The sequence below is a fragment of the Streptococcus sp. HF-1907 genome, assembly GCF_015594605.1.
Classification (GTDB): domain Bacteria; phylum Bacillota; class Bacilli; order Lactobacillales; family Streptococcaceae; genus Streptococcus.
Genome location: NZ_JADNQT010000020.1, coordinates 1 through 21,334 on the forward strand (window position 1 = coordinate 1; position 21,334 = coordinate 21,334).

Here is a 21,334-nt window from a genome sequence, read left to right on the forward strand (position 1 = left end):
TGGCAGGGGCTAAGCAACATAATCATTGGAAACTGATGGCTATGAGAAGGACTATTGAGACACGTTTTTCAGAACTTTGTACGCTTTTCGATATGGAACAAACACTAGCTAGAGGAAAAACAGGATTGCAATTGAGGATAGAGCAAATCGTACTAGCCTATAATCTGAGATATTTTGAAATTAACTAGCACCACGAGTATCGAATAAATCATTGATGAGTTTTATATAATTATTGATACACTAAAATCATCAGTGATGAAGTTTACATATCAGATTGGATTTATATATCGATATGCTTAATCAAAAAATCTGAAACTATTGCTCTTATGATTGAAGGTATGATATGATTTTAAGTAATCAATTACCTATTTTATTGATAATTGATATAAAATTATGTTGATATTTTATTGAATTTTAAAAACTGATAGAGAAATGGAGGCTAGTGTGGTTAAAAAGAAATTGGATTACCTCAAATTATCAAATTTACGGCAAAAAGATTTCCTTACTTTCCTGAGTAGCCTTGAAGATGCCTTACGGAAGCATGAAATGAACTGAGTTGAGGATGATTTTTTGGCTTTTCAGGCTGAAAACATCTTGTCTAAGGCTCTGCTATTTTCCCAAAAGAATGACCAAGGTCGAAAACTGTCGGTGACGCCTCTTCTTGCGCAGGCAGATGAGGAACGTGACCTAGCATTTCGTCGTTTGCGGGCGGGAATCAAGCTTTATCAGTCAAGTAGGAGTGCTGAGGAGCAGAAAGCCTACCAGCGCCTACATGATGAAGTCCAACCTTTGCGTTTGGTGACTAATATCGGCTATTTCAAAAAGACGGGTAAGTTGCAATTGCTTGTGGCACGTCTGCACCAGCCTACTTTGGAAGAAGCCTTAGAGACCTTGGGGTTAACAGCTTTTGTAGCGCAATTGGAGCTTGCTCAAAACAGGTTTGATGACCTATATAGTCAGCGTTACGAGGACAAGGAGGAGTTAATCAAAATCAATCTGCCAGAAGTCCGCCGTGACATTTGTGAGAGCCACCATGATTTTTGTGATTATGTCTGCCTGCGCGCTGACCACAGACCAGACTCTAACTACGGCAAGCTATTTGATGCCCTCAATCGGCAACGCCAGTCCTCTATTGACTACCTTCGCCGTAGAGAAGCCTGAAAAAAACGTAAGGCCAAGCAAGTGGCGACAGAGTAGCAGGAAGATTAGGGCTTTCTTATCATAAGAGTCGCTGTCAACCGTTTTGAATATGGTATAATAGTTAGGAAAAATTAGAAAGTTACGGAAAAAATGTTACAAATTTTTGATACTCACACCCACCTCAATGTGGAGAATTTTGAAGGTAAAGAGCAGGAAGAGATTGACTTAGCGCGTGAGCTTGGCGTGACTAAGATGAATATCGTCGGCTTTGACCAGCCGACAATAGAGCAAAGCCTAAAACTGTCTGCTCAGTTCCCAGAGCTCTACTCTACTATCGGCTGGCATCCGACAGAGGCTGGCTCTTATAACCAAGACATCGAAGACATGATTGTCAAGAACCTGTCAAATCCAAAAGTTATCGCCCTCGGTGAAATCGGACTGGACTACCACTGGATGGAAGACCCCAAAGAAGTGCAATTTGAAGTCTTCAAACGTCAAATTCAACTGTCTAAAGACCATGACCTGCCTTTTGTTGTCCACACCCGTGAAGCTCTTGACGATACCTACCAAATCATCAAAGAAGCTGGTGTTGGACCACGAGGTGGCATCATGCATTCCTTCTCCGGAAGTCTGGCCGACGCACAGAAATTCGTTGACCTGGGCATGATGATTTCTTTCTCAGGTGTTGTGACCTTCAAAAAAGCCCTTGATGTCCAAGAAGCAGCGCAGCATTTGCCCCTAGATAAAATCCTAGTCGAAACCGACGCCCCATACCTTGCGCCCGTACCAAAACGTGGTCGCGAAAACAAAACCGCCTACACCCGCTATGTCGTTGACAAAATCGCAGAGCTGCGCGGCCTGACCGTGGAGGAAGTAGCTGACGCTACTTATCAAAATGCTATGAGGATTTTTGGATTAGAAGATTAAGATGAGGAAGAGAGACCGAAGGTCGCCACTAATGGAGGATACCGCCGTGGTTTTAGTAAGATGACCAAAATGGTTATCTTACTGGGAAACATAGAGAACTTAGGCTCTATGTTTAGTCATGGAACGCCGAAGGCGGTCGCTGACGTCCCTAACCACCTAAGGTATTCGCAAAGAAAAACTATGGAAAATAAAATTAAAATTCAAGAAGTTGTCGTTGTTGAAGGAAAAGACGACACCGCAAATTTGCGTCGTTTCTATGATGTGGATACCTACGAAACACGAGGATCTGCTATCACAGACGAAGACCTAGAACGTATCGAAAAACTTAACGACCTGCGTGGCGTTATTGTTTTCACCGACCCAGACTACAACGGCGAACGCATCCGCAAAATTATCATGGAGGCTGTTCCGACTGCTAAACACGCCTTCCTCAACAGAGATGAAGCTGTGCCAAAATCAAAAACCAAAGGCCGTTCACTTGGTGTTGAGCATGCAAACTTTGAAGACCTGCAAAAAGCACTTAGTGGTGTCATGGGACACTACGACGACCAGAATGATTTTGACATTAGCAGAGCTGACTTAGTACGTTTTGGCTTGCTTATGGGAGCTGATAGCCGTAAACGTCGGGAGTATTTGGGAGAAGAACTCCGCATTGGGTACTGTAATGGGAAGCAGCTACTTAAACGCTTGGAATTGTTTGGGGTGAGTTTGGCGGAGTTGGAAGATGTGATGGGGAGATATGATACCTAAAAAGATTATTCTTCTCCGAGGTGTAACGCCAACTGGTCAAAATCGTATTCCTAAGATGTCCTATCTTGCTGAGATATTGACTGAGACGGGTTTTAAAAATGTTGAAACTTATATTCAAAGTGGGAACGTCATTTTAGAAACGGATTTGTCTGACCAAGCTATCCGAAAGATGGTACACGACACTATTTTAGAGAAAATCGGTGCGGATTTGTCTATCATTATCAAAAGACCTGAGCAGTTGAAAATGGCTGCGCAGGAAAATCCATTTGGTGATGGTTATGATGACTCCAGAGTGCACTTGGTCTTCACTAACGATTACTTGGATGATGGTATTTTGAAAAAACTAGTTCAAACGGACTTTGGTGACGAAGCATTTTGCATTGGTAACCAATGTCTCTATCTGTATTTACCGCGTGATGCCAAGAAAAAGCGGCTCAACACCAATTTTCTGGAAAAGAAACTAGGCATCAGCGCTACTATGCGTAAATTGAGTGTGACTAATCGCCTGAGTGAGTGGTAGTGATTGAAAGCAGTCCTCAGTTGACATTTTTTTGCTTGTATCATAGAATGATAATAGAAAAAAGCGTTGAGCTAGAACTCAACGCCTATGCAGGACCGCCAAGAGGTGGTTCGGTTTTAACAGATTAACCGTCAGGGAACCGATTAAAGCTTCTGACGGTTATTTTTTGTCATTTTTAAACAGAATGAGTACAACCATGAGATTAAGCAAGCTGATAATCAGACTAGCAAAATCTGTCATGACTTGTAGTGCCTCTGCTGTTGACAAAGCTATTCCTCCTTTCCGTTAGATTTTGGACTTACTTGCATAAGCACCACCACCTTTCAGAAACTCAGAACCACCGTCTTCACTTTCCTACACCTATTTATTCGATAAAACTTGGTGAAGCCTATGAAAATGAAGATCAAAAAGTGTGGTATAATAATTAAAACATCATAGAAAGAACAAACATGAGAATTGCAGATTACAGCGTGACCCGCGCGGTGCTTGAGCGCCATGGGTTTACTTTTAAGAAATCATTCGGTCAGAACTTTTTGACCGACACAAACATTTTGCAGAAGATTGTGGACACAGCTGAGATTGACAAGGGTGTCAATGTTATCGAGATTGGTCCTGGTATTGGGGCTTTGACAGAATTTTTGGCGGAAAATGCGGCTGAAGTCGTGGCCTTTGAGATTGACGACCGCCTCATTCCTATTCTTGCTGATACGCTTCGCGATTTTGACAATGTCAAGGTTATCAACGAAGATATCCTCAAGTCAGATTTGCAGACCCGCATCAAGGAATTTGTCAATCCAGACCTTCCAATCAAGGTGGTGGCAAATCTTCCTTACTATATCACAACGCCGATTTTGATGCACTTGATTGAGAGCAAAATTCCTTTCCAAGAATTTGTCGTTATGATGCAAAAAGAAGTGGCAGACCGCATTTCTGCTGAGCCAAACACCAAGGCTTACGGTAGCTTGTCAATCGCGGTGCAGTATTACATGACGGCGAAAGTCGCCTTCATCGTGCCTCGCACGGTCTTTGTACCAGCGCCAAATGTGGACTCAGCCATTCTTAAAATGACCCGCCGTGAGCAACCTTTAGTTAAGGTTGAAGATGAAGATTTCTTCTTCCGCGTATCAAAAATGGTCTTCGTTCACCGTCGCAAAACTCTTTGGAACAACATGACCAGTCATTTCGGTAAAACAGAGGAAATCAAAGCTAAACTTGAAAAAGCGCTCGAGATTGCGGACATTAAACCAAACATCCGTGGCGAAGCTCTTTCTATTGCAGACTTTGCCAAATTGGCTGACGCACTTAAGAAAGCTGGGATTTAATCATGGCAATCGACAAACGCCAACGTTTCGAAAACAGCGCTAGCTATTTTGCTTGTCCCATCTGTCAAGAGCCACTTGACAAGGTTGACAACAGCCTTAAGTGCGCCAATAATCACACCTACGACTTGTCCAAGTTTGGTTATGTTAACCTGCTTGGAGGCAAGAAGGTTGACGACCATTACAGCAAGGCGTCCTTTGAAAATCGCAAGTTGATTTTGGAGAACGGTTTTTACGACCACATCCTGAAAGCTGTTGAAGAAGCCGTCAGTCAGTACCCTGAGGCCAAAACTTTGCTTGATATTGGCTGTGGGGAAGGTTTCTATTCGCGCCAGCTCTTGCAAAACACTGACAAGGAGATTTTGTCTTTTGATATCTCCAAAGATTCAGTTCAGATTGCGGCAAAAAGCGACAGCACTCACCGCGGAAAGTGGTTCGTGTCGGATTTAGCTAAGCTTCCTTTGCAAAATGGCTGCGCGGATATTATTTTGGATATCTTCTCACCGGCAAATTACGGAGAGTTCAAGCGAGTTTTGTCTGACCGTGGTTATATCATCAAGGTGATTCCAACAGCAGAGCACGTCAAGGAACTGCGAGATAAGGCTAGCGCTCAGCTCAATCAGAAAGACTATTCAAACCAGAAAATTATTGACCATTTTAAAGAGCATTTTGACCTTGTGGTGCAAGAAGAAGTAACAGCAACTAATGCTTGTTCAGAAAAAGAACGTCAAGCTTTTATTAAGATGACGCCTTTACTTTTTAATGTCGATGACTCGTTGATTGATTGGACTGATGTTACAGAGTTGACTGTAAGTGCCTTGGTGCTCATTGGAAAACACAAATAGGTAGATAAATGAAAAGAGTTTGGGTCGTAAGGTTCCCAAACTCTTATTTTTTTAAGGAAAGGACGGGATTTGAACCCGCGCATGAACAGTGTCCACTTGCCGGATTTCGAGTCCGGTGCCGTACCGAGCTGGGCCACCTTTCCAAAATAAACGATGCGGAGAAAGGGATTTGAACCCTCACGCCCTCGCGGGCACATGCGCCTGAAGCATGCGTGTCTGCCGTTCCACCACCTCCGCGAAACAAGAACTATTATACTCTTTTTTGAAAAAATGAAAAGGTCTGTATTTGAAATTGACATAAAGTTTCTATATAAAGTCTGCCTAGAGCTTTCGAAGCCTAGGGCTTTTGGATATAATAAGGCTATTCTAATGAGTTTAAAGGAGTCTATTTGCAAGGTCGAATTATAAGTCTCTAGCCGATTTTTACTATGTGGAAGCCGATGGACAAGTTTATCAAACGCGTGCGCGTGGGAATTTTAGGAAAAAAGATCAGACGCCCTACGTTGGTGATTGGGTGGAGTTTTCAGCGAAAGAGCAGTCAGAAGGTTATATTTTAGCCATTTCAGAGCGCAAAAACAATCTGGTTCGTCCGCCAATCGTCAATATTGACTAGGCAGTTGTCATTATGTCAGCCAAGGAGCCAGACTTTAACGGAAACCTCTTGGACCGCTTTTTGGTCCTTTTGGAGCACAAGGACATCCAGCCAAGTTACTAATTGGAAAATAAAACAAAATCAGTTTCACCGAAAGGTGGGCTGATTTTAATTTAGCCAGGATGGATTGATTTTGGTCAATATGAGCGAAAAGCTATTTCATATCTGAGAATCCTACTTTTTACCGCTAAAAATTAGCAGAATATGCTATACTAGCAAAAAAGACTAACAGGGAGGGATGTCATGAGACGATTATTGAAGCATATTCACAGGCGGCGTGATAGGCTCTTAACGATTTATATGACCCTAGAACCCTATTCAGCCGTTTATTTGCTCAGCTTGCTATTTCTAACAGCTGTGGCAGAACTATTGGGTCCCCAGTATGTGATTGCAATCTGGGTAATTGGGCTAACGATTTTAGTAGTGAATCTAGTGATTTATTACATTCTGCTGCAACTAAAGTTACATGATAAAGATGATTAGCTCTGCTATTTTCCTAAAGGAATTTTTTGAGAAGCTCCGCCTTTGCCGTGGTGAGAACGGCAGTTTTTTGGTATAATAGGCTTATTCTAAACAAGATAGGAGCACATTTGCAAGGTCGAATTATCAAGTCTCTAGCCGGTTTTTACTATGTGGAAGCCGATGGACAAGTTTATCAAACACGTGCACGTGGGAATTTTAGGAAAAAAGGTCAGACGCCCTACGTTGGTGATTGGGTGGAGTTTTCAGCGAAAGAGCAGTCAGAAGGCTATATTTTAGCCATTTCAGAGCGCAAAAACAGTCTGGTTCGTCCGCCAATCGTCAATATTGACCAGGCAGTTGTCATCATGTCAGCCAAGGATCCAGACTTTAACGGCAACCTCTTGGACCGCTTTTTGGTTCTCTTGGAGCACAAGAACATCCAGCCGATTATCTATATTTCCAAAACGGATTTGCTTGATGATTTTACGGAGATGGACGAGATTCGCAAGAACTATCAAGCGATTGGCTATGATTTTTGTTATTCTTTAGAAGAATTGCTAGCGCTATTAGCCGACAAAGTAACGGTCTTTATGGGCCAAACTGGGGTCGGAAAATCAACCCTCCTCAACAAAATTGCCCCAGAACTGCAACTGGAGACAGGTGAAATTTCAGACAGCCTAGGACGTGGTCGCCATACGACGCGTGCTGTCAGTCTCTATACTGTTCACGATGGTAAAATTGCTGATACGCCAGGGTTTTCATCGCTAGACTACGAGGTTGACAATGCTGAAGACCTCAACGAAGCCTTTCCTGACATTCGCCGCCTCAGCCACTCTTGCAAGTTCCGTTCTTGTACGCACACTCACGAACCCAATTGTGCGGTCAAAGATGCGCTAAAAACGTGTGACCTCTGGCAAGCCCGTTATGATAACTACCTTCAATTTCTCAGTGAAATTGAAAATCGTCGGGAAACATATAAAAAAGTCATTAAAAGAAAGTAGGTACCTCTCATGTCAACTCACAAAATCGCCCCATCAATCCTCGCAGCCGACTACGCTAACTTTGCTACTGAGCTAAAACGTGTCGAAGAAACCGACGCTGAGTACGTTCACATCGATATCATGGATGGTCAATTTGTACCAAACATCAGCTTTGGCGCAGATGTCGTAGCAAGCATGCGTAAACACAGCAAACTTGTTTTTGACTGCCATTTGATGGTTGTTGAGCCTGAACGTTATGTTGATGCCTTTGCCCAAGCAGGCGCTGACATCATGACCATTCACGTTGAAGCAACCAAACACATCCACGGCGCCCTTCAAAAAATCAAGGCAGCTGGTATGAAAGCTGGTGTTGTTATCAATCCAGGAACACCAGTTGAAGCATTGGTGCCAGTCCTCGGTTTGGTTGACCAAGTTTTGATTATGACGGTTAACCCTGGTTTTGGTGGACAAGCCTTCATCCCAGAAATGATGGCTAAGGTTGAAGCAGTTACTAAAATGCGTCAAGAAGCTGGCTATGATTTTGATATCGAAGTTGACGGCGGTATTGACAATACAACCATTAAAGCAGCTGCACAAGCTGGCGCTAATGTCTTTGTGGCAGGGTCATACCTTTTTAAAGCCAGTGACCTTCCAGCTCAAGTTCAAACTTTACGTGTAGCCCTCAATGACTAAGATTGCCCTCTTTGCAGGCGGAGACCTCTCCTATTATGAGACAAATTTTGACTACTTTATCGGTATTGACCGTGGAAGCCTATTTTTACTAAAAAATGGGCTTCCTTTAGATATGGCGGTGGGAGATTTTGATTCCGTTTCGAACCAAGAACTAGCCCAAATCAAGGCTTCTTGTCCTAAAGTCATTCAAGCTAAGCCTGAAAAGGATGATACAGATACTGAGTTGGCTCTCAAAGTTATTTTTCAAGAGCATCCAGATGCACAAGTGACTATTTTTGGTGCCTTTGGTGGACGAATTGACCATATGATGTCTAATGTTTTTTTGCCATCAGACCCTGATTTAGCCCCCTCTATGCGACAGATTGCTCTGCGTGATGCACTTAATCTCATTCATTATTACCCTGCTGGACGCCAGACGATTTTGCCTCAAAAGGGCATGACCTATGTCTCTTTTATGCCTGAATCGGATGCTCCCTTGACCATTTTTGGTGCTCGTTACGAGCTTAGCGCAGTCAATTTTTTCCAAAAGAAAATCTACTCAAGTAATGAGTTTTTGGACCAGCCTATCGAGGTTGAACTGGACTCGGGCTATCTCATCGTCATTTACAGCAAAGATCGGAGTTGACATGACCTTTCTATTACTTATCATCGCGGTTGCTAGTCTCCTAGTTTCCCTTTATCTCTTGTCAAAAATAGCAGAGCTAAAAGCTAGTTTGGCCCAGACTTTGGAGGATAACGCAGACAACTTATCCGACCAAATCTCCTATCAACTGGATACGGCAAACAAGGACCAAATCATCGCCCTGACCAATCAGCTCAACCATCTTCAGACAGATATTTATGCTCAGTTTAATGAGCTTCGTGGCGAGCTTCATCAGAACTTGACTGAAAGCCGTGACCGTTCTGATAAGCGTTTGGAATTGATTTCAACCAGTCTTAGTCAGTCGGTCAAGGACATGCAAGATTCCAATGAAAAACGCCTAGACCAAATGCGTCAGACGGTAGAAGAAAAGCTAGAGCAGACCCTCCAAACTCGCTTGCAAGCTTCTTTTGAAACCGTCTCAAAACAGCTAGAATCTGTCAATCAAGGTTTGGGTGAAATGAAGACAGTGGCACAAGATGTCGGCACCCTAAATAAGGTTCTCTCCAATACCAAAACGCGCGGTATTCTGGGGGAATTGCAACTGGGGCAAATTATTGAAGACATCATGACGGAGAGCCAGTACGAACGAGAATTTTCAACCATTAAAGGCTCAACAGAACGTGTCGAGTACGCTATCAAGTTACCGGGAACGAGTGAGGGTGATTATGTCTATCTCCCTATTGACTCCAAATTCCCATTGGAAGACTATTACCGCCTAGAAGATGCCTATGAAAATGGCGATAAGGACCAAATCGAACTTTACCGTAAGTCGCTTCTAGCAAGTATCCGCAAATTTGCTAAGGATATTAATAACAAGTATCTCAACCCACCAGAAACGACTAATTTTGGGATTATGTTTTTACCAACGGAGGGGCTTTATTCAGAGGTGGTTCGTAATGCTGCTTTCTTTGATAGCTTGCGCAGGGATGAAAATATCGTTGTCGCAGGGCCATCAACCCTATCAGCTCTACTTAATTCCTTGTCTGTTGGTTTCAAGACTTTAAACATCCAAAAAAATGCGAATGATATTAGTAAGATACTTGGCAATGTCAAAGTTGAATTTGGCAAATTTGGAGGCATGTTGACCAAGGCTCAGAAACAATTAAACACAGCAAGTAAGAGCCTTGACAGTCTCTTGACCACACGCACGAATGCGATTATTAGAGCCTTGAATACTGTTGAAGATTACCAAGATCAAGCAACCTCAAGTCTACTTAACATTCCTTTAATAGAAGAAGAGGATAGTAATGAAAATTAACCAAATGAAAAAAGATGAATCCTTTGACGGATTCTACCTCATCAAACGCGCTGAAGTCCGTCGGACGCGAGCGGGTAAAGATTATATTTCCTTTACCTTCCAAGATGATACAGGCGAAATTGCTGGTAATCTTTGGGATGCACAGCCTTTTAATGTTGAGGAGTTTGTCGCTGGGAAGGTTGTTCATATGAAAGGACGCCGTGAAGTTTACAACGGTATGCCTCAAGTCAACCAAATCACGCTCCGCAATCCACGTGAGGGTGAGCCCAATAATCCGAGTGATTTCAAAGAAAAATCCCCTGTGGACATCACAAACGTTCGTGATTACATGGAACAGATGATGTTCAAAATTGAAAACGCAACTTGGCAACGTATCGTAAGAGCACTCTATCGCAAATACGACAAGGCATTTTTTACTTACCCAGCAGCAAAAACAAATCACCATGCTTTTGAATCAGGACTTGCCTACCATACCGCAACCATGGTTCGCTTAGCAGACGCTATCGGGGACATTTACCCAGAGCTAAACAAGAGCCTCCTATTTGCGGGAATTATGTTGCACGACTTAGCCAAGGTCATTGAATTATCAGGACCAGAAAATACCGAGTACACTGTCAGAGGAAATCTGATTGGTCACATTGCACTGATTGATGAAGAAATCACCAAAGTTCTCGGCGAACTTAACATTGACGATACCAAGGAAGAAGTTATCGTTCTTCGCCATGTTGTCCTCAGTCACCACGGTCTCCTAGAATACGGAAGCCCAGTCCGTCCGCGTATCATGGAAGCTGAAATCATTCACATGATTGATAACATTGACGCTAATATGATGATGATGTCAACAGCCCTTAGCCGGGTTGGTCAAGGTGAAATGACTAACCGTATTTTCGCTATGGACAATCGTTCATTTTATAAACCAGATCTAGATTAAAAATAAAACGGACGTTTTAAATAAAAATCGTTCGTTTTTTCGGATTTTATGATATAATGACAAAAACGAATGGAGAAAGTAGGGAAAGTCATGAAATTACGCCGCAGTGAACGTATGGTTGTCATTTCAAATTATTTGATTAACAACCCATATACTTTGACAAGTTTAAACACATTTGCGACACAATATGAAGCAGCAAAATCATCAATTTCAGAAGACATTGCTATCATTAAAAAAGCCTTTGAAGGAAGTGGAATCGGACAAGTTGACACCGTTACAGGAGCTAGTGGCGGAGTCATTTTTACACCAAGTATTTCAGAAGATGAAGCTAGAGCGATCGTAGAAGACTTGCGCCAGAGTTTGTCAGAAAGCAACCGCATCTTGCCAGGTGGCTATATCTATCTGTCAGATATTTTGAGCACACCAAAGACTCTTCAAAATATCGGTCGTATCATCGCCAATGCCTTTAAAGACCAAAAGATTGATGCTGTTATGACGGTTGCGACCAAAGGTGTCCCTTTGGCAAATGCTGTCGCGAATATTTTGGACGTCCCATTTGTTATCGTACGTCGTGATTTAAAAATTACTGAGGGTTCTACCGTTTCAGTCAACTATGTCAGTGGTTCAAGTGACCGTATTGAAAAAATGTTTCTATCAAAACGTAGCCTAAAACCAAATAGCCGAGTTCTTATTGTCGATGACTTCCTAAAAGGTGGCGGAACAATTTCAGGAATGATTAGCCTCTTAACAGAATTCGATAGCACCTTAGTTGGTGTCGCTGTCTTTGCTGAAAATGCTCAAGAACAACGCGAAAAAATGACTTACAAGTCACTATTGAAAGTCTCAGAAATTGATGTCAAAAACAACAAAGTCACTGTTGAAGTTGGCAATATTTTTGATTAAATTGATTCTAGAAAATACCGTTCTGAAAAGATTGGTATTTTTTGTTAGCGAGAAAAAATCATTGACAGGTTCTCTAAAAGATGTTACTATGATTAACGGTACTTTTTACTTTTGGTCTCTCAAAAGTGTACAGAGACGTGCTGACAATTGTTGCAAAAGTACACACAGATAGGAGCTGTCACCAAGTGTCCTATCAACCAAAAATAAAAACTTTACAGGAGAATGTAGATGCCTACAATTAACCAGTTGGTACGTAAACCACGTAAATCTAAAGTAGAAAAATCTAAATCACCAGCGCTTAACGTTGGTTACAACAGTCACAAAAAAGTTCAAACAAATGTTTCAGCTCCACAAAAACGTGGTGTTGCTACTCGTGTTGGAACAATGACACCTAAAAAACCTAACTCAGCCCTTCGTAAATTCGCTCGTGTACGTTTGAGCAACCTTATCGAAGTTACTGCTTACATTCCAGGTATCGGACACAACTTACAAGAACACAGCGTTGTGCTTATCCGTGGTGGACGTGTAAAAGACCTTCCAGGGGTACGTTACCATATCGTTCGTGGTGCACTTGATACTGCAGGTGTAGCTGACCGTAAACAAAGCCGTTCTAAATACGGTGCTAAACGTCCTAAAGGATAATCAGAAGGGGGATAAGAAAGAATGAGTCGTAAAAATCAAGCGCCTAAACGCGAAGTATTGCCAGATCCATTGTACAATTCAAAACTTGTAACACGTCTTATCAACCGTGTTATGCTTGACGGTAAACGTGGTACAGCTGCAACAATCGTCTACGATGCTTTCAACACTATCAAAGAAGCAACTGGTACAGATGCTCTTGAAGTATTTGAAACAGCAATGGAAAACATCATGCCTGTACTTGAAGTACGTGCACGCCGTGTCGGTGGTTCTAACTACCAAGTCCCAGTTGAAGTTCGTCCAGAACGTCGTACAACACTTGGACTTCGTTGGTTGGTAAATGCATCACGTGCTCGTGGTGAACACACTATGAAAGACCGTCTTGCAAAAGAAATCATGGATGCTGCAAACAACACTGGTGCATCAGTTAAGAAACGTGAAGATACTCACAAAATGGCTGAAGCTAACCGTGCCTTTGCACACTTCCGTTGGTAAGAATAATCTCTTTAAGAGACTTATCACGAATAGCTGGGACTTTCTCTCAGCATAACTAAGCATTAGTTGTAAAAAACGGGTAGGTCCTGCCTATCCGTTTTTTATAAATAATGTTATAATAAGAAGTAAACAAAAATTAATTAATAGGAGAAACAAATGGCTCGCGAATTTTCACTTGAAAAAACTCGTAACATCGGTATCATGGCTCACGTCGATGCTGGTAAAACAACAACAACTGAGCGTATTCTTTACTATACTGGTAAAATCCACAAAATTGGTGAAACACACGAAGGTGCTTCACAAATGGACTGGATGGAACAAGAACAAGAACGTGGTATCACAATCACTTCAGCTGCTACAACAGCGCAATGGAAAGACACTCGCGTTAACATTATCGACACACCAGGACACGTGGACTTCACAATCGAAGTACAACGTTCACTCCGCGTTCTTGATGGTGCTGTAACCGTTCTTGATGCTCAATCAGGTGTAGAACCTCAAACTGAAACAGTTTGGCGTCAAGCAACAGAATACGGTGTTCCACGTATCGTATTTGCTAACAAGATGGATAAAATTGGTGCTGACTTCCTTTACTCAGTATCTACTCTTCACGATCGTTTGCAAGCAAATGCTCACCCAATCCAATTGCCAATCGGTGCAGAAGACGACTTCCGTGGTATCATTGACTTGATCACTATGAAAGCTGAAATCTACACAAACGACCTTGGTACAGATATTCTTGAAGAAGATATTCCAGCTGAATACCTTGAACAAGCTCAAGAATACCGTGAAAAATTGATTGAAGCAGTTGCTGAAACTGATGAAGACCTTATGATGAAATACCTTGAAGGTGAAGAAATCACTAACGACGAATTGAAAGCTGCTATCCGTAAAGCAACTATCAACGTAGAATTCTACCCAGTTCTTTGTGGTTCAGCCTTCAAAAACAAAGGTGTTCAAATGATGCTTGATGCAGTCCTTGACTATCTTCCAAGCCCACTTGACATCCCTGCTATCAAAGGTGTTAACCCAGATACAGACGAAGAAGAAACTCGTCCAGCTTCAGATGATGAACCATTTGCAGCACTTGCCTTCAAGATTATGACTGACCCATTCGTAGGTCGTTTGACATTCTTCCGTGTTTACTCAGGTGTTCTTAACTCAGGTTCTTACGTATTGAACACTTCTAAAGGTAAACGTGAACGTATCGGACGTATCCTTCAAATGCACGCCAACACTCGTAAAGAAATCGAAACAGTTTACGCTGGTGACATCGCTGCCGCTGTTGGTTTGAAAGACACTACAACTGGTGACTCATTGACTGATGAAAAAGCTAAAGTAATCCTTGAATCAATCGAAGTTCCAGAACCAGTTATCCAATTGATGGTTGAGCCTAAATCTAAAGCTGATCAAGATAAGATGGGTATCGCCCTTCAAAAACTTGCTGAAGAAGATCCAACATTCCGCGTTGAAACAAACGTTGAAACTGGTGAAACAGTTATCTCAGGTATGGGTGAACTTCACCTTGACGTCCTTGTTGACCGTATGAAACGTGAATTCAAAGTTGAAGCTAACGTTGGTGCTCCTCAAGTATCATACCGTGAAACATTCCGTGCTTCTACACAAGCACGTGGATTCTTCAAACGCCAATCTGGTGGTAAAGGTCAATTCGGTGATGTTTGGATTGAATTTACACCAAACGAAGAAGGTAAAGGATTCGAATTTGAAAATGCTATCGTCGGTGGTGTGGTTCCACGTGAATTCATTCCAGCGGTAGAAAAAGGTCTTCAAGAATCTATGGCTAACGGTGTCCTTGCAGGCTATCCAATGGTTGACGTTAAAGCTAAACTTTACGATGGTTCATATCACGATGTCGACTCATCTGAAACTGCCTTCAAGATTGCTGCATCTCTTGCCCTTAAAGAAGCTGCTAAGACTGCACAACCAGCTATCCTTGAACCAATGATGCTTGTTACTATTACAGCTCCAGAAGAAAACCTTGGTGACGTTATGGGTCACGTAACAGCTCGTCGTGGACGTGTTGATGGTATGGAAGCTCACGGTAACAGTCAAATCGTTCGTGCTTTCGTTCCACTTGCTGAAATGTTTGGTTACGCAACAGTTCTTCGTTCTGCAACACAAGGACGTGGTACATTCATGATGGTATTTGACCACTATGAAGATGTTCCAAAATCTGTTCAAGAAGAAATCATCGCTAAAAACAAAGGCGAATAATCACTAAATAGAAGATATGAGTTTGGTTTTCCAGACTCATATTTTTTATAGCCAGAAATACTTTAAAAAACTGCAAATATATTGCAATTTTTTGGAAATAAGTATATAATAAATGATGTTGAAAGGTTTTCATGCTTAGCCAAGTTAATCTTTTCACATTTGGTTAGGGGGAACCCTAGAATAAAATATTTGAGATTTTCATAAGGAGGAAATCACTAATGGTAGTTAAAGTTGGTATTAACGGTTTCGGTCGTATCGGTCGTCTTGCTTTCCGTCGTATCCAAAACGTTGAAGGTGTTGAAGTTGCACGCATCAACGACCTCACAGATCCAGCAATGCTTGCACACTTGTTGAAATACGATACAACTCAAGGTCGTTTCAACGGTACTGTTGAAGTTAAAGAAGGTGGATTTGAAGTTAACGGTCAATTCGTTAAAGTTTCTGCTGAACGTGATCCAGAACAAATCGACTGGGCTAACGACGGTGTAGAAATCGTTCTTGAAGCAACTGGTTTCTTTGCAACTAAAGCTGCTGCTGAAAAACACTTGCATGCTGGTGGTGCTAAGAAGGTTGTTATCACTGCTCCTGGTGGATCAGATGTTAAGACTGTTGTTTTCAACACTAACCATGACGTTCTTGACGGTTCTGAAACAGTTATCTCAGCTGGTTCATGTACTACAAACTGTTTGGCTCCAATGGCTGACGCTTTGAACAAGAACTTCGGTGTTAAAGCTGGTACAATGACAACTATCCACGGTTACACTGGTGACCAAATGATCCTTGACGGTCCACACCGTAAGGGTGACTTCCGTCGTGCACGTGCTGCTGCAGCAAACATTGTTCCTAACTCAACTGGTGCTGCTAAAGCTATCGGTCTTGTGTTGCCAGAATTGAACGGTAAATTGCAAGGTCATGCACAACGTGTTCCAGTTCCAACTGGTTCATTGACAGAACTTGTTTCAGTTCTTGACAAAAAAGTAACTGCTGAAGAAGTTAACGAAGCTATGAAAGCTGCTGCAACTGAATCATTCGGTTACAACACTGACCCAATCGTTTCTTCTGATATCGTTGGTATGTCATTTGGTTCATTGTTTGATGCAACTCAAACAGAAGTAACTGAAGCTGCTGATGGAACTCAATTGGTTAAAACAGTTTCATGGTACGACAACGAAATGTCATACACTTCACAACTTGTACGTACTCTTGAATACTTCGCAAAAATCGCTAAATAATTTTTGCTAACCAGAAAGAGGCTCGAATTATCGGGTCTCTTTTTTTATTTGATTGCATGAATTTTTAGAAACTTTGTGAAAAATATGGTATAATATTAAGGTAAAAAATAATAAGGAGTCTTACTAATGGCTAAATTGACTGTTAAAGACGTTGATTTGAAAGGTAAAAAAGTCCTCGTTCGTGTTGACTTTAACGTGCCTTTGAAAGATGGCGTTATCACTAACGACAACCGTATCTCAGCTGCCCTTCCAACAATTAAATATATTGTTGAACAAGGTGGTCGTGCAATCCTTTTCTCTCACCTTGGACGTGTGAAAGAAGAAGCTGACAAAGCTGGTAAATCTTTGGCTCCAGTTGCTAAAGACTTGGCCGCTAAACTTGGTCAAGATGTTGTATTCCCAGGCGTTACACGTGGTGCTCAATTGGAAGCTGCTATTGACGCTCTTGAAGATGGACAAGTTCTTTTGGTTGAAAACACTCGTTTTGAAGATGTTGACGGCAAAAAAGAATCTAAAAATGATCCAGAACTTGGTAAATACTGGGCTAGCCTTGGCGATGGTATCTTCGTAAATGATGCCTTCGGTACAGCTCACCGTGCACACGCTTCAAACGTTGGTATCTCTGCAAACGTTGATAAAGCAGTTGCTGGTTTCCTTCTTGAAAACGAAATTGCTTACATCCAAGAAGCTGTTGAAACTCCAGAACGTCCATTCGTGGCTATCCTTGGTGGTTCAAAAGTTTCAGATAAAATCGGTGTTATTGAAAACTTACTTGAAAAAGCTGATAAAGTTCTTATCGGTGGTGGTATGACTTACACATTCTTCAAGGCTCAAGGTATCGAAATCGGTAACTCATTGGTTGAAGAAGATAAACTTGAAGTTGCTAAATCACTTCTTGAAAAAGCTAACGGTAAATTAATCTTGCCAGTTGACTCAAAGGAAGCTAACTCTTTTGCTGACTACACTGAAGTTAAAGATACTGAAGGCGAAGCTGTTGACCCAGGATTCCTTGGTCTTGACATTGGTCCTAAATCAATTGCTAAATTTGACGAAGCTTTGACTGGTGCTAAAACTGTTGTCTGGAACGGTCCTATGGGTGTCTTTGAAAACCCTGACTTCCAAGCTGGTACAATCGGTGTAATGGACGCTATCGTTAAACAACCAGGCGTTAAATCAATCATCGGTGGTGGTGACTCAGCAGCAGCTGCTATCAACCTTGGTCGTGCAGATAAATTCTCATGGATTTCTACTGGTGGTGGTGCATCAATGGAACTTCTTGAAGGTAAAGTTCTTCCAGGTCTTGCAGCCTTGACTGATAAATAAGTCGAAAATTGAGTACAAGAAAGTGCTGAAAGGTAAATGGTCAAATGACTGTTTGCCTTTTTTGTATCATTTTATTTAGGAACTTCGGGAAGCAAATGATATTTTGTATTTCCACATTTCAAAAATATAAAACGTTTACAGATTTTTTTGAGAATTAAGTATGTTAAAATATTAATATTCTTTCAAAAAGGTAGGGTGATATGAAGTCATTAAAGAAAAGGCTTAGTGCATATAAATTCAATCCAAAAGCGTTTAAATTGGGGATGCGGACTTTAAAAACCGGTCTATCAGTTTTTATTATTTTACTGATTTTCCATTTATTTGGTTGGCAGGGCTTGCAGATTGGTTGTCTGACGGCTGTCTTTAGCCTACGGGAAGATTTTGATAAAAGTGTCCATTTTGGCTTATCTCGAATTATAGGGAATAGTATTGGAGGAATTCTATCTGTCATATTTTTTATCATCAATCAGTTTTTCAATGAAGTTTTTTGGGTGATTTTGATTTTTGTACCAGTTTTTACCATGCTTTGTATCATGTTAAATGTGGCCATTAACAATAAGTCTGGGATTATTGGGGCGACAGCAGCTTTGCTGATTATTACGTTATCTATTCCATCTGGCGATACTATCCTCTACGTCTTTGCTCGGGTATTTGAAACTTTTTGTGGTGTTTTTGTTGCGACTTTGGTCAATACCGATGTCGATAAGTTGCGCCAGCTATTGCGACGTTAGTCGGTAGCCATAAAGTACTAAAAAGTGATGTTATGAAATGTAACATCTTTATTGACAGTTCTCAATATTCAAGTTATAATGAAAAGGTAAGGGGGATAATCGTGAGAGAAAAAGAATTAAGACGTTCTATGTCAGTTTTTTCGATTGGTGCTGTTATGAAGTTGACCGATTTATCCGCTCGTCAAATTCGTTACTATGAGGATCAGGGCTTGATTAGGCCTGAGCGTACTGAGGGTAACCGTCGTATGTTTTCCTTAAATGATATGGATCGCTTGCTAGAAATTAAGGATTTCCTTGATGAAGGGCTTAATATCGCTGCGATTAGAAGAGAATATGCTGAGCGTGAAGAGAAAGTGCGTCAAAAGCAGAAGGCTTTAACGGATGCCGATGTTCGTCGTATTTTACATGACGAGCTTCGCAATCAAGGTCGTTTTGGAAATCCATCTCAGCATTTAGGTTTAAATCGTTTTTAAAGATTAATGTACAGTTTTAATCTGAATAGAATGGTTGTTATAAAAGAAATCCTCCCAAGGTTATTGTGCTTTGGGAGGATTTCTTCTAGGCTGGTTCGTGTAACTTGGTAATTATAAGCTTGATTTGCCCAATGTAAAGTATTTAAAAATAAGCATCAGCCTTTGTGGGTCCGATGCTTATTTTATATGTTTATTTATCAGGGGTGAGTACCATCGGGATGATGATTGGCTCGCGCTCTGTTTTTTCATAAAGGAATGGTCTTAAAGCGTTGACGATTGCACCGTTGACAGATTGGATGCTAGCGTCTTTATTTTTAAGAGCAATACGGATAGCGTTGAAGAGGATGCGCTGGCTTTCTCGGATGAGGTCACCAGATTCGCGCATATAGATGAATCCTCGGCTGAGAATATCTGGACCAGCCAAAATCATCTTACTGTCGAAGTCAACAGTTGCGACTGCTAGAACGACACCATCTTCTGAAAGGTCACGACGGTCACGTAGGACGGCAGTTCCAATATCACCAATACCATTACCATCAACATAGGTATCTTGTGCGTTGAAGTGACCAGCACGGCGTGCTGAATCCTTGGTAAGGGCTAGGACATCACCGTTTTCCATGATAAAGATATTATCTTTTGGCACACCTGTATCCATTGCAAGTCCAGCATGGACTTTTTGCATACGGTATTCACCGTGAACTGGCATGAAGAATTTTGGCTTCATGAGGCGGAGCATAAGTTTTTGTTCTTGTTGGCCACCGTGTCCAGAGGTGTGGATATTGTTAATTTTTCCGTGGATAACATCGACACCAGCTTCTTGAATGGTGTTGATTAATTTGTTGACGCTGGTTGTATTTCCAGGGATGGGACTTGATGAGAAGATGACGGTATCACCGGGTTGCAAGGTCACTTGGCGATGTGTTCCGTTGGCGATACGTGCTAGCGCAGCCATTGATTCCCCTTGGCTACCGGTACACATGATAAGCACTTCGCTAGCATGATAATTTTTCAATTCGCTAGGTTCGATGAATGTTCCTTTGGGAACTTTGATGTAACCAAGTTCAATACCATTGACGATAGCTTTTTCCATGGAACGTCCGAAGACAACAATCTTACGGCCAGTTTTGACAGCCGCTTCAGCTGCTTGTTGGAGACGGAAGATATTTGAGGCGAAGGATGCAAAGATAATACGTCCGTGGATGCCTTCAATGATTTTCATGATAGATTGACCGACAACTTTTTCCGAATTAGTAAAGGTTGGGACTTCGGCGTTGGTTGAGTCTGAAAGGAGGCAGAGTACGCCTTCTTCACCAAGCGCAGCCATGCGATGAATATCCGCAGGTTCTCCAACTGGTGTCCAGTCGAACTTAAAGTCTCCTGTACAGACAATATTGCCTTGAGGAGTGTGGATGACAATTCCAAGAGGTTCTGGGATTGAGTGAGTGGTACGGAAGAAGGTCACGCTAAGGTTTTTGAAAGTCAATTCAGTATTAGCATTGATTTCGTAGAGTTTAGCGTCACGGAGTAGACCGTGTTCTTCCAATTTTCCTTTGATTAAGGCAAGGGCGAGTGGTCCTGCGTAAATAGGAACATTGGCTTGTTTAAGAAGGAAGGGAATCCCACCGATGTGGTCTTCGTGTCCGTGAGTGATGACAAGAGCCTTAACACGGTCCAAGTTTTCCACGATGTATGAATAATCTGGAATGACATAGTCGATTCCGAGAAGGTCATCTTCTGGGAATTTGATACCAGCATCAACGATGATAATTTCATCTTGATATTCAATACCATATGTATTTTTTCCGATTTCACCGAGACCACCAATCGCATAAACCCCAACTTCTTCGGGTTTTAAATTGATATTTGACATAATGTGGTTAAGCTAGTCGCTCACCTCGGAGCCAATAGCTTAGACTCCTTTCTAGAGTTCAGTGAGTTGGAAAACACCAGTTTCTTTTTCGTATTCGAGGTGCTTGTCTGAAAGAAGTTCGATAAACTCGATGTTGTAAGGTGTTTTTTCTTCAACTAATTTACGAGCTGCGATACGTCCTTCAAGTTCTGATTGAGCATCAATATCAAGATAAAGTGCTTTGGTTTGTTCGCGACGTGGATTGCGTTCTTTTGTTTCTTGGTAGAAAATTTTATAAATCATAATAGTCCTTTCTGTGTCTCATGGTCTTCCA

The 21,334-nt window shown here is 41.7% G+C and carries 22 protein-coding genes, 2 tRNA genes and 2 pseudogenes; 21 read left to right on the forward strand and 5 right to left on the reverse strand.

Features of this window, described 5'->3' with window-relative positions; genetic code table 11:
- The 5 genes and pseudogenes from IYQ92_RS09075 to IYQ92_RS09095 form a co-directional block, all read left to right on the forward strand.
- Nucleotides 1-188: pseudogene (locus tag IYQ92_RS09075) on the forward strand (IS982 family transposase); the annotation flags it as partial.
- 382 nt (nt 189-570) lie between these two features.
- Nucleotides 571-1,161 (forward strand): DUF6261 family protein, encoded by a 591-nt coding sequence (locus IYQ92_RS09080; RefSeq protein WP_195676351.1) that lies wholly within the window; start codon nt 571-573, stop codon nt 1,159-1,161.
- A gap of 129 nt (nt 1,162-1,290) precedes the next feature.
- Nucleotides 1,291-2,067 carry a TatD family hydrolase gene (locus tag IYQ92_RS09085; protein WP_195676352.1) on the forward strand — a complete coding sequence of 259 codons (777 nt, stop codon included), beginning with the start codon at nt 1,291-1,293 and terminating at the stop codon, nt 2,065-2,067.
- 180 nt (nt 2,068-2,247) lie between these two features.
- Nucleotides 2,248-2,817: a ribonuclease M5 gene (gene rnmV / locus IYQ92_RS09090; RefSeq protein ID WP_195676353.1), complete on the forward strand. Its 570-nt coding sequence runs from the start codon at nt 2,248-2,250 to the stop codon at nt 2,815-2,817.
- A complete protein-coding gene (locus IYQ92_RS09095; RefSeq protein WP_195676381.1) occupies nt 2,810-3,337 on the forward strand; it encodes a DUF1697 domain-containing protein in 528 nt (175 codons plus the stop codon). The genes rnmV and IYQ92_RS09095 overlap by 8 nt, the downstream gene beginning before the upstream one ends.
- A gap of 159 nt (nt 3,338-3,496) precedes the next feature.
- Here IYQ92_RS09095 and IYQ92_RS10395 read toward each other — a convergent pair whose 3' ends face one another.
- Nucleotides 3,497-3,604 (reverse strand): putative holin-like toxin, encoded by a 108-nt coding sequence (locus tag IYQ92_RS10395; RefSeq protein WP_229311371.1) that lies wholly within the window; start codon nt 3,602-3,604, stop codon nt 3,497-3,499.
- A gap of 182 nt (nt 3,605-3,786) precedes the next feature.
- Here IYQ92_RS10395 and rsmA point away from each other — a divergent pair, with 182 nt between their 5' ends.
- The gene (gene rsmA / locus IYQ92_RS09100) at nt 3,787-4,659 is read left to right on the forward strand and encodes a 16S rRNA (adenine(1518)-N(6)/adenine(1519)-N(6))-dimethyltransferase RsmA (protein WP_195676354.1); all 873 of its coding nucleotides are present in this window, start codon (nt 3,787-3,789) and stop codon (nt 4,657-4,659) included.
- A 2-nt stretch (nt 4,660-4,661) separates the two neighbouring features.
- Complete coding sequence (locus IYQ92_RS09105; protein ID WP_195676355.1) at nt 4,662-5,501, forward strand: putative RNA methyltransferase; 840 nt, start codon at nt 4,662-4,664, stop codon at nt 5,499-5,501.
- A 54-nt stretch (nt 5,502-5,555) separates the two neighbouring features.
- Here the strand turns inward: IYQ92_RS09105 and IYQ92_RS09110 are convergent.
- Nucleotides 5,556-5,644: transfer RNA gene (locus IYQ92_RS09110), tRNA-Ser, on the reverse strand.
- Nucleotides 5,645-5,655: 11 nt separating this feature from the next.
- A tRNA-Leu gene (locus tag IYQ92_RS09115) sits at nt 5,656-5,738 on the reverse strand.
- A 152-nt stretch (nt 5,739-5,890) separates the two neighbouring features.
- On the opposite strand from IYQ92_RS09115, the pseudogene rsgA (IYQ92_RS09120) reads away from it, so the two are divergent.
- The 14 genes and pseudogenes from rsgA (IYQ92_RS09120) to IYQ92_RS09185 form a co-directional block, all read left to right on the forward strand.
- Nucleotides 5,891-6,207: pseudogene (gene rsgA / locus IYQ92_RS09120) on the forward strand (GTPase RsgA); the annotation flags it as partial.
- Nucleotides 6,208-6,743: 536 nt separating this feature from the next.
- Nucleotides 6,744-7,616 (forward strand): ribosome small subunit-dependent GTPase A, encoded by an 873-nt coding sequence (rsgA, locus tag IYQ92_RS09125; RefSeq protein WP_195676356.1) that lies wholly within the window; start codon nt 6,744-6,746, stop codon nt 7,614-7,616.
- A 9-nt stretch (nt 7,617-7,625) separates the two neighbouring features.
- A complete protein-coding gene (rpe, locus tag IYQ92_RS09130; protein ID WP_195676357.1) occupies nt 7,626-8,288 on the forward strand; it encodes a ribulose-phosphate 3-epimerase in 663 nt (220 codons plus the stop codon).
- The gene (locus tag IYQ92_RS09135; RefSeq protein WP_195676358.1) at nt 8,281-8,913 is read left to right on the forward strand and encodes a thiamine diphosphokinase; all 633 of its coding nucleotides are present in this window, start codon (nt 8,281-8,283) and stop codon (nt 8,911-8,913) included. Before rpe ends, IYQ92_RS09135 begins: the two co-directional genes overlap by 8 nt.
- Before the next feature lies 1 nt (nt 8,914).
- Complete coding sequence (locus IYQ92_RS09140; RefSeq protein ID WP_195676359.1) at nt 8,915-10,189, forward strand: DNA recombination protein RmuC; 1,275 nt, start codon at nt 8,915-8,917, stop codon at nt 10,187-10,189.
- On the forward strand, nt 10,179-11,120 hold the full coding sequence (locus IYQ92_RS09145; RefSeq protein WP_195676360.1) for a 3'-5' exoribonuclease YhaM family protein: 942 nt from the start codon (nt 10,179-10,181) through the stop codon (nt 11,118-11,120). The genes IYQ92_RS09140 and IYQ92_RS09145 overlap by 11 nt, the downstream gene beginning before the upstream one ends.
- A 90-nt stretch (nt 11,121-11,210) precedes the next feature.
- A complete protein-coding gene (gene purR, locus IYQ92_RS09150; protein ID WP_195676361.1) occupies nt 11,211-12,023 on the forward strand; it encodes a pur operon repressor in 813 nt (270 codons plus the stop codon).
- A gap of 228 nt (nt 12,024-12,251) precedes the next feature.
- Nucleotides 12,252-12,665 carry a 30S ribosomal protein S12 gene (gene rpsL / locus IYQ92_RS09155; protein WP_195676362.1) on the forward strand — a complete coding sequence of 138 codons (414 nt, stop codon included), beginning with the start codon at nt 12,252-12,254 and terminating at the stop codon, nt 12,663-12,665.
- Between the two features lie 21 nt (nt 12,666-12,686).
- Nucleotides 12,687-13,157 carry a 30S ribosomal protein S7 gene (rpsG, locus tag IYQ92_RS09160; RefSeq protein ID WP_195676363.1) on the forward strand — a complete coding sequence of 157 codons (471 nt, stop codon included), beginning with the start codon at nt 12,687-12,689 and terminating at the stop codon, nt 13,155-13,157.
- Between the two features lie 156 nt (nt 13,158-13,313).
- Complete coding sequence (gene fusA, locus IYQ92_RS09165; protein ID WP_195676364.1) at nt 13,314-15,392, forward strand: elongation factor G; 2,079 nt, start codon at nt 13,314-13,316, stop codon at nt 15,390-15,392.
- 218 nt (nt 15,393-15,610) lie between these two features.
- A complete protein-coding gene (gene gap / locus IYQ92_RS09170; protein ID WP_195676365.1) occupies nt 15,611-16,624 on the forward strand; it encodes a type I glyceraldehyde-3-phosphate dehydrogenase in 1,014 nt (337 codons plus the stop codon).
- Nucleotides 16,625-16,750: 126 nt separating this feature from the next.
- On the forward strand, nt 16,751-17,947 hold the full coding sequence (locus IYQ92_RS09175; protein ID WP_195676366.1) for a phosphoglycerate kinase: 1,197 nt from the start codon (nt 16,751-16,753) through the stop codon (nt 17,945-17,947).
- A 200-nt stretch (nt 17,948-18,147) separates the two neighbouring features.
- A complete protein-coding gene (locus IYQ92_RS09180; protein ID WP_195676367.1) occupies nt 18,148-18,678 on the forward strand; it encodes an FUSC family protein in 531 nt (176 codons plus the stop codon).
- Nucleotides 18,679-18,779: 101 nt separating this feature from the next.
- Complete coding sequence (locus tag IYQ92_RS09185) at nt 18,780-19,151, forward strand: MerR family transcriptional regulator (protein ID WP_195676368.1); 372 nt, start codon at nt 18,780-18,782, stop codon at nt 19,149-19,151.
- A gap of 190 nt (nt 19,152-19,341) precedes the next feature.
- Here IYQ92_RS09185 and rnjA read toward each other — a convergent pair whose 3' ends face one another.
- Both rnjA and IYQ92_RS09195 read right to left on the reverse strand, forming a co-directional pair.
- Nucleotides 19,342-21,021: a ribonuclease J1 gene (gene rnjA / locus IYQ92_RS09190; RefSeq protein WP_195676369.1), complete on the reverse strand. Its 1,680-nt coding sequence runs from the start codon at nt 21,019-21,021 to the stop codon at nt 19,342-19,344.
- 51 nt (nt 21,022-21,072) lie between these two features.
- Nucleotides 21,073-21,303 carry a DNA-dependent RNA polymerase subunit epsilon gene (locus tag IYQ92_RS09195; RefSeq protein ID WP_195676370.1) on the reverse strand — a complete coding sequence of 77 codons (231 nt, stop codon included), beginning with the start codon at nt 21,301-21,303 and terminating at the stop codon, nt 21,073-21,075.
- Between the last annotated feature and the right edge of the window lie 31 nt (nt 21,304-21,334).